This window comes from Actinotalea endophytica (genome assembly GCF_025717005.1).
Taxonomy (GTDB): Bacteria; Actinomycetota; Actinomycetes; order Actinomycetales; family Cellulomonadaceae; genus Actinotalea.
This window is the reverse complement of sequence record NZ_JAOVZU010000014.1, coordinates 71,698-79,663: the sequence shown is the minus strand read 5'-3', so window position 1 is coordinate 79,663 and position 7,966 is coordinate 71,698. Positions and strand designations below refer to the sequence as shown.

Genomic DNA, 7,966 nt, shown 5'->3' with positions numbered 1-7,966 from the left:
ACCCGCGCCTCGGGCTACCGCTGGCGGATCGGCGGGTAGTCGCGCGGCGTCGGGCCGGTGTAGATCTGCCGCGGCCGGCCGATCTTGGTGGCCGGGTCGAGCATCATCTCTCGCCACTGGGCGATCCAGCCCGGCATCCGGCCGACCGCGAACAGCGGCGTGAACATCCGGGTCGGGAAGCCCATCGCCTTGTAGATGATCCCGGTGTAGAAGTCGACGTTCGGGTAGAGCTTGCGCTCGATGAAGTAGTCGTCGGACAGCGCGATCTCCTCGAGGCTCATCGCGATGTCGAGCATCTGGTCGCGCTTGCCGAGGGCGTCGAGGATCTCGTCGGCGTGCTTCTTCACGATGGCGGCGCGCGGGTCGTAGTTCTTGTAGACGCGGTGGCCGAAGCCCATCAGCCGGACGCCGGCCTCCTTGTTCTTGACCCGGGTCATGAACGCCCGCGCGTCACCGCCGTCAGCCTGGATCTCGTTGAGCATCCGCAGCACGGCCTCGTTCGCACCACCGTGCAGCGGGCCGGACAGCGCGTTGATGCCCGCCGACACCGAGGCGTAGAGGTTCGCGTGCGCGGACCCGACGATCCGGACGGTCGACGTCGAGCAGTTCTGCTCGTGGTCGGCGTGCAGCAGCAGAAGCACGTCGAGCGCCTTGGCCATCGCCGGGTCGACGTCGTAGTGCTTCGCGGTCGGCTGGAAGGACATCCGCAGGAAGTCCGGGACGTAGCCGAGGCCCCGCTCGGGGCCGATCATGTTCTGCCCCAGCGCGCGACGGTGCGCGTACGCGGCGATGGTCGGCGCCTTCGCGAGCAGCAGCACGGTTGCCAGCTCGACGGTCGACTGGTCGAACGGGTCGACGCTCTCGGGGTAGTAGCCGGGGAGCGCGGACACTGCGCTGGAGAGGACCGCCATCGGGTGCGCGTTGGTCGGGAACGCGCCGATCAGGGCCTTGAAGTTGTCGTGCAGGTGGGTGTGGCGCTCGACGCGCTCGATCCACTTGGACAGCTGCGGATGGGTCGGCAGCTCACCGTGCGTGAGCAGGTAGGCCACCTCGAGGAACGACGACTGCTCGGCGAGCTGCTCGATCGGGTAGCCGCGGTACAGCAGCACACCCTTGTCACCGTCGATGTAGGTGATGGTCGACTCGCACGACGCGGTGTTCATGAAGCCGGGGTCCACGGTCACGTGCCCGGTCTCGCGCAGCAGCGAGGACACCTGCACCCCGTCGTTGCCGATCGACGCGCGCACCCTGGGCAGCTCGAGAGACGTTCCGTCCAGTTCGAGACGAGCCGGGGTGTCGGTGTCGGTCATCTGGTCCTCCTCGTCGGGGTGGTCCATCTCGGTCGCCGGCCGAGGCGAACGCTACCGCCTCGGTCTCGGGGCACTGCTGGTGCCCGGTGCCGTACCGGCCGTAGGTCCTCATCGACCTTGATCCGGGGCGAGAGCCCCGGATCAGTCAAGGGTCAGTAAAGCAGAGGAACCTGGGATGAGTGTGCCTCAGGCTCCCGTGAGACGCGACACAGCGCGGGCGACGGCCTCGTCGGTCGCGGTCAGGGCGACCCGTACGTGACGAGCGCCCGCCGCTCCGTAGAAGGTGCCCGGCGCCACGAGCACACCTTGGTCCGCGAGGTCCGCCACCGTCGTCCACGCGTCCTGCCCCGGAGCCGTGACCCAGAGGTACAGCCCTGCGGGGAACGCCTCGACCCGGTACCCGGCGCCCTCGAACGCCGCGACCAACGCCGTCCGGCGCCGTGCGTACCGGGCGTGCTGCGCCGCGACGTGCTCGTCGTCGTCGAGGGCCGCGACCATCGCGGCCTGCACCGGCGCGGGGACCATGAGGCCGAGGTGCTTGCGCGTCTCGAGCAGCCCGGCGACGAGCGTCGGGTCGCCCGCGACGAAGGCCGCACGGTAGCCGGCCAGGTTGGACTGCTTGGACAGCGAGTGGACCGCGAGAAGGCTGTCGTGCGAGCCACCGCTCACCCGCGGGTCGAGCACGCTCGGCACACCGGAGGTGCGCCAGGGCTCGTCCCAGGCGAGCAGCGCGTAGCACTCGTCGGAGGCCACCACCGCGCCGATCTCCCGCGCAGCCGCCACCACCTCGGCGAGCTCGTCGGCACCCAGGACCGCGCCGGTCGGGTTGGACGGCGAGTTGAGCCACACCAACCGGACGCCGTCGCGACCGGCCCAGTCCGCGACGCGGTCGGTCGCGAGCGCAGTCGCCCCGGCGAGCCGCGCGCCGACGTCGTACGTCGGGTACGCGGCCGCGGGGTGCACCACGACGTCGCCGGGGCCCAGACCCAGCAGCGACGGCAGCAGGCCGACGAGCTCCTTCGAGCCGATCGTCGGCAGCACCGCAGCGGGATCGAGGTCGGGGACCCCGCGACGCCTCGCGTACCAGCGCACGACCGCGTCGCGCAGCTCCGGCGTGCCGTGCGTGGTCGGGTACCCGGGCGCGTCGGCGGCGGCCGCGAGCGCCGCGGTCACCAGCTCGGGGGTCGGGTCCACCGGCGTGCCGACCGACAGGTCGACGACACCGTCGGGGTGCGAGCGTGCCCGTGCCGCGTGCGGCGCAAGGGTGTCCCAGGGGAAGTCGGGCAGGTCCCCGACGTGCAGGCCCACCGGCGGGATCAGGCGCCGTTCTGCGGCGGCAGAGCGGCGATCATCGGGTGGTCGCGGTCGATCTCACCGAGCTTCGTCGCACCACCGGGCGAGCCGATCGGCTCGAAGAACTCGACGTTCGCGGTGTAGTAGTCGCTCCACTGCTCGGGGACGTCGTCCTCGTAGTAGATCGCCTCGACCGGGCAGACCGGTTCGCACGCCCCGCAGTCCACGCACTCGTCGGGGTGGATGTACAAGGAACGCTTGCCCTCGTAGATGCAGTCGACCGGACACTCGTCGATGCAGGCCTTGTCCTTGACGTCGACGCATGGCTGGGCGATGACGTAGGTCACGAGCGATCCCTTCGGGCAACCGGGTGCGGGGCGCCGGGCGGCACGCGCCTAGTATCCCCCAGGTGAGCGGTACCGACGACGCACGACCCTGGCTGGCGTGGCCGCTCGGGGCGAAGGTGATGGTTCGGCGGCGCCTGCCGGACGGCGGCTACTCCGACGTGGTGGGTCTGCTCGTCGAGCGCGACGAGGACCATGTGCTGGTCCACGGGCGCCGGGGCGAGGTCCGTGTCCCGGCCGCCGAGATCGCGATCGGGAAGGTCGTCCCGCCGCCGAGGCTGGGCCCGCGTCCACGCTGACCGAACGGGCCGGCGGCACCTGGCCGACGGGCCCGCCCACGACCACCCCGCGGCGCTAGCGTGAGGTATGACCCGCCCACAGGCGTGGCCGCCGGCGGTCGCGACGGTCCGGGGGTACCGACGCGAGTGGTGGCGCCGCGACCTCGTGGCGGGCCTGGTGCTCACCGCGATGCTGGTACCGGCGGGGATCGGCTATGCGCGCGCCGCAGGCCTGCCGCCCGAGACCGGCCTGTACGCGACGGTCGTGCCGCTGCTGGTGTACGCGGTGCTCGGCCCCTCGCGGATCCTGGTGCTCGGCCCCGACTCCTCGCTGGCGCCGATCATCGCCGCCGCGGTCCTGCCGCTCGCCGCGGGGTCGGACCGGCGGATCGCTCTCGCAGGCGTTCTCGCGGTGCTCGTCGGAGGCTGGCTCGTGCTCGGCGGCCTGCTCCGGGCCGGCGCCGTGACCGCGCTGCTGTCCCGGCCGATCCGGGTCGGCTACCTCAACGGGATCGCCGTCGTGGTGCTCGCCGGCCAGCTGCCGGCCCTGCTCGGGCTGGACGGTGCGGGGATCTCGCTCGAGCTGCCGTGGTCCGTGCACGGCGGCACGTTCGTCCCGCTCGCCCTCGGCTTCGGGCTGGGCAGCCTGGCGGCGCTGGTCGTGGCACGGCTGACCGGGCACACCGTGCTCGGCCTGGCCGGCGTCGTCGTGGCCTCCGCCGCGCTGGTCGCGCTGCTCGGGTTGGGCGACCGGCTGCCGGTGGTGGGTGCACTGCCGTCCGGTCTGCCGCACCCCGCGCTGGCGGGCGCCACCTGGGCCGACGTCCGGGCGCTCGTGGCGCCCGCGGCGGGTATCGCCCTGATCGCGTTCACGGACACCGGCGTGCTCTCCCGGTCGCTCGCGGCACGGCACGGCGAGACGGTCGACGGGAGCGCGGAGATGCGCGGCCTCGGCGCCGCCAACCTCGCCACCGGACTGCTCGCCGGCTTCCCGATCAGCGGGTCGTCCTCACGCACCCCGGTCGCCGAGACGGCCGGCGCGCGGACCCAGCTGACCTGCGTGGTCGGCGCGCTCGGGGTGACGGCGTTCGTGCTGGTCGCACCCGGGGCGACCGCGTGGCTGCCCTCGGCGACCCTGGCCGCCGTCGTCGTGGTCGCGGCGTCGAGCCTGGTGGACGTGCCGGGCCTGGCCCGGCTGGTGCGCACCAACCCGCTGGACGGCGCGCTCTCGATGATCGCGTTCGCCGGCGTGGTGACCTTGGGCGTCCTGCAGGGGATCGTCGTGGCGGTGGTGCTGTCCCTCGCCGCGTTCGTCTACCAGGCGTCCCGCCCGTACCGCGCCGAGCTCGGTCTGGTGCACGGCGTGCGTGGCTACCACGACCTCGCGCGCCACCCCGAGGGCGAGCGGGTGCCCGGGTGCGTGATCGTGCGGTTCGACGCGCCCCTGTTCTTCGGCAACGGTGAACGGTTCGACGCGTTCGTGCGGAGCACCGTGGCGAGGCGCGACGACGCACGCCTCGTGGTGCTCGCGGCCGAGCCGATCACGGACGTCGACTCGACGGCGGTCGAGCAGCTCGTCGCCCTGGACGACTGGCTGACCTCGCGCGGCATCACGTTCGTGCTGGCCGAGGCGAAGGGCCCGGTCAAGGACCGGCTCCGGCGCTACGAGCCCGCCCGGTTCGGCCCCGAGCGGTTCGCCCCCACGGTCGGCGCAGCGGTCGACTCGTTCACCGGCAGGTTGCGCGGCGACCTCGACGAGTGACGCTACCGGTGTCCCCGCCGATCAGCGGCCCGCCCGCTCAACCACTCTCGGTGGGCGCCGGGCCGCAGACGATCTTGTTCTGGGCGCGGTACGTGACGGTCCAGGACTCGTCGTCCTTCACCTCGCCGTCGAGCAGCACGCGCCTCGTGACCTTCACGCTGAAGCCGGGGTTGCCCGCACTCTGCGGCGAGCAGGTCGCCGACTGCGAGTAGACCGTCGTCGGATAGGTGACGTTCCACCGCCCGCTGGTCTCGGACTCGACCGTCCAGTACTTCGTGCCCCAGATCCGCACGTAGACGCGGTTCGTGCCGGAGTCCACCCACGCCTGGACGAGCGCGCCGTACGGCGTGTTGTTCTTCCAGCGCATGTTGATGGTCGGGGTGAAGATCGTCGCCTCGCGGCCCTCGGGGTAGCGCTGGAAGTACTCGCTGTGCGGCCAGTGCTCCACCAGCTCCATGCCGGCGAAGTACGCGGCGTTGTACGTGGTCGTCGAGATCTGCGACAGGCCGCCGCCCCACGCCGAGGTGTGCTCGCCGTTGACGATCGCGCCGGCCTCGACGTAGCCGTGGGCGGCGTCGATCGGTCCGAGGGCGTCGGCGAGGTCGAACTCCTCACCGGGGCGGATGAGCATCCCGTTGAGCTTGCTCGCACCGTTGGCGATGTTGATGGTGCGGATCCGGTCCGAGGTCAGCGGGGTGTCGAACTCGGAGACGACCTCCGTGATGCCGAGCTCCTCGAGGTCGGCGTCGGTCTCCGCCGGGTCGGTCGGCACGAGCGTCACGTCGGCCTCGCGGCTCGTCGTGGTCACCGCGGCGGCGACCGCCTCGCCGAGGGCATCGGGGTCGAGCGTGGTGCCGGGCGTGCCAGGGACCACCTGGGGCTTGTCGTCCACGAACGCGAACGTCGCGTCGGCAGCCTCCGTGAGCAGGTCCGTCGTCCGCGCGAGGACGGCGTCGGCGAGCAGCGCACCGTCCATCTGGAGCACGAGCTGGTCGCCGTCCGTGACGAACGATGCGGCGTCGGTGAGCACCGAGACCGGCAGCTCGGCCCGCTGGTCGTCGACCAGCACGACCACCGGTCCTTCGGTGACGCCGTGCGCCAGCTCACGCACCGCGCGGTCGACCTCGTCCTGGCCGATCGCCGGAGCGATCACGTCGGTCGGCAGATCCACGGGCCTCGGCGCGGTGAGCCACCCCGCCACCAGGACGTCGCGGGAGCCCGTCGTGTCGACCGTGAGCCCGTCGGACGGAGCCGTGGTCTGCACCTCGCCGTCGACGAACACGACCGTGCCGTCCACGGCCGGGGTGTCGAGCGCGTCGGCGAGACCTGTGACGGCGGCGTCCAGCTCGGCGTCGTCGACGCGGGTGACCGGATCGACCGGGCCCCCGCCGAAGATGTGACGCCACAGCCGGGCGGGCTCGAGGCCGAACCCGGTCACCTGGTCCACGGTCGCCGCGGCATCGAGGGACAGGCCTGCAGCGACCGGGTCGAGCTCGGTGCGCTGGTCCCCTGCGGACACCGGGATCGGCTCGGTCGTGGCCTGCTCGAGACCGTCCTCGAGCGCCGTCACGGCCGCGTCGGCACCCAGCCCACCGATCGGTACGCCGGCGACGGTGGTGCCGGGCGGAACGCGGTCGGCGAGGAACCACAGCGCGCCCACGTAGAGCCCCGCGAGCACGACGAGGGTCGCGACGACGACGCCGAGCACCCGTGTCCACCGGCGCCGCGCGGGCGGTTCGGACGACGCCTCCGGTGCAGCGGTGACGACGACCGGCTCGACGACCGGCTCGACGACCGGCTCGAGGACCTCGGTGCGATCTGCGTCGAAGGTCGGTTCCTGAGCCGGCTCCGGGGTCGGCTCAGGCTCCGGCGTGGGGGTCGGCGCTGAGGTTGCCTCGGGCGCCGGAGTGGTGGCCGGTTCCGTTTCGGAGCCCGGGGTGGCCTCGGGTGCGAGGGTCGGCTCGGGGGTGGCGTCGGCCACCGGCGCGGGCTCCGGCTCGGTACCGGGCTCCGGCTCCGCGGCCGATGCAAGGACCGCCCCGGCCGTCGCCTCCGCCTCCGGCTCGGGTGCGGCCTCGGGCGACGCCGCGGGGGCCGGCTCGGGCTCGCGCTCCGGCTCGGCTTCGGGCTCGGGCTCCGGCTCCGGCTCCGGCTCCGGCTCCGGCTCGGACGAAGCTGCCGCGACCGGCTCAGGCTCCGGCTCAACCGCCGCCTCAGGCTCAGGCTCAGGCTCAGGCTCAGCGTCGGGCTCGGACTCGGGCGAAACCGCCGCGACCGGCTCGGGTTCGCCCCCAGCCTCCGCTTCCGGCCCGGACTCCGCCTCCGCTTCTGGCTCCCGCTCACCGTCGGGCGAGACCTGCGCCTCGGGCTCAGGCTCGGGTTCGGCCTCGGGCTCCGGCTCGGACTCAGACGAAGCCGCGGCGACCGGCTCGCGTTCGGCGTCAGCCTCCGCCTCAGGCTCGGACTCGACCCCGGCCTCCGCCTCAGGCTCGGACTCCGCCTCGGCTTCTGGCTCAGACTCACCGTCGGGCGAGACCTGGGCCTCGGGCTCAGGCTCGGGTCCGGACTCCGGCTCCGGCTCGGCCTCAGACGAAGCCGCGGCGACCGGCTCGGGTCCGGCCTCACCGTCGGGCGAGCCTTCCACCTCGGGCTCAGCCTCTGGTTCGGGCTCAGACTCACCGTCGGGCGAGACCTGCGCCTCGGGCTCGGGCTCGGGCTCGGGCTCGGGCTCGGGCTCAGGCTCGGCCGACTCGGCCTCGGCCTCCGCCTCGGACTCCGCGCCGACCGCGGCCTCCGGCTCCGAACCCGCCTCCGGGTCCGCCGTGTCCGCGTCGTCGGTGGTCGCTTCGGTCTCGTCGTCGGCCGCGTCCGACGGCTGGTCAGACTCGGGCACAGCAGTGTCGGGCGCGGGCTCCTCGGGCGTCGCGTCCGGGGCGTCGTCGCGCTCCGTCATGCGTGGTGCTCTCTCCTGCGGGTCGG

General features: G+C 73.1%; 6 protein-coding genes. 2 read left to right on the top strand and 4 right to left on the bottom strand.

The window, feature by feature from the left end; translation table 11 throughout:
* Positions 1 to 14 precede the first annotated feature (14 nt).
* The 3 genes from OEB99_RS19095 to fdxA all read right to left on the bottom strand — a co-directional run bounded on the left by OEB99_RS19095 (position 15) and on the right by fdxA (position 2,950).
* Positions 15 to 1,310: a citrate synthase gene (locus tag OEB99_RS19095; protein ID WP_263578893.1), complete on the bottom strand. Its 1,296-nt coding sequence runs from the start codon at positions 1,308 to 1,310 to the stop codon at positions 15 to 17.
* Positions 1,311 to 1,496: 186 nt separating this feature from the next.
* Entirely contained in the window at positions 1,497 to 2,618 is a 1,122-nt protein-coding gene (gene dapC / locus OEB99_RS19090) for a succinyldiaminopimelate transaminase (protein ID WP_263578892.1), read from the bottom strand.
* An 8-nt stretch (positions 2,619 to 2,626) separates the two neighbouring features.
* The gene (gene fdxA, locus OEB99_RS19085) at positions 2,627 to 2,950 is read right to left on the bottom strand and encodes a ferredoxin (RefSeq protein ID WP_263578891.1); all 324 of its coding nucleotides are present in this window, start codon (positions 2,948 to 2,950) and stop codon (positions 2,627 to 2,629) included.
* 62 nt (positions 2,951 to 3,012) lie between these two features.
* Between fdxA and OEB99_RS19080 the strand changes: the two genes are divergently transcribed.
* Positions 3,013 to 3,246, top strand: coding sequence for a hypothetical protein (locus OEB99_RS19080; RefSeq protein WP_263578890.1), 234 nt, complete (start codon positions 3,013 to 3,015; stop codon positions 3,244 to 3,246).
* A 67-nt stretch (positions 3,247 to 3,313) separates the two neighbouring features.
* The gene (locus OEB99_RS19075) at positions 3,314 to 4,987 is read left to right on the top strand and encodes a SulP family inorganic anion transporter (RefSeq protein WP_263578889.1); all 1,674 of its coding nucleotides are present in this window, start codon (positions 3,314 to 3,316) and stop codon (positions 4,985 to 4,987) included.
* 37 nt (positions 4,988 to 5,024) lie between these two features.
* Here OEB99_RS19075 and OEB99_RS19070 read toward each other — a convergent pair whose 3' ends face one another.
* The gene (locus tag OEB99_RS19070) at positions 5,025 to 7,940 is read right to left on the bottom strand and encodes a VanW family protein (protein ID WP_263578888.1); all 2,916 of its coding nucleotides are present in this window, start codon (positions 7,938 to 7,940) and stop codon (positions 5,025 to 5,027) included.
* Between the last annotated feature and the right edge of the window lie 26 nt (positions 7,941 to 7,966).

Excerpts from the sequence above, each read along its gene's own strand:
- OEB99_RS19070 (WP_263578888.1), bottom strand. The coding sequence starts at position 7,940 with ATGACGGAGCGCGACGACGCCCCGGACGCGACGCCCGAGGAGCCCGCG.
- OEB99_RS19075 (WP_263578889.1), top strand. The coding sequence starts at position 3,314 with ATGACCCGCCCACAGGCGTGGCCGCCGGCGGTCGCGACGGTCCGGGGG.
- OEB99_RS19095 (WP_263578893.1), bottom strand. The coding sequence starts at position 1,310 with ATGACCGACACCGACACCCCGGCTCGTCTCGAACTGGACGGAACGTCT.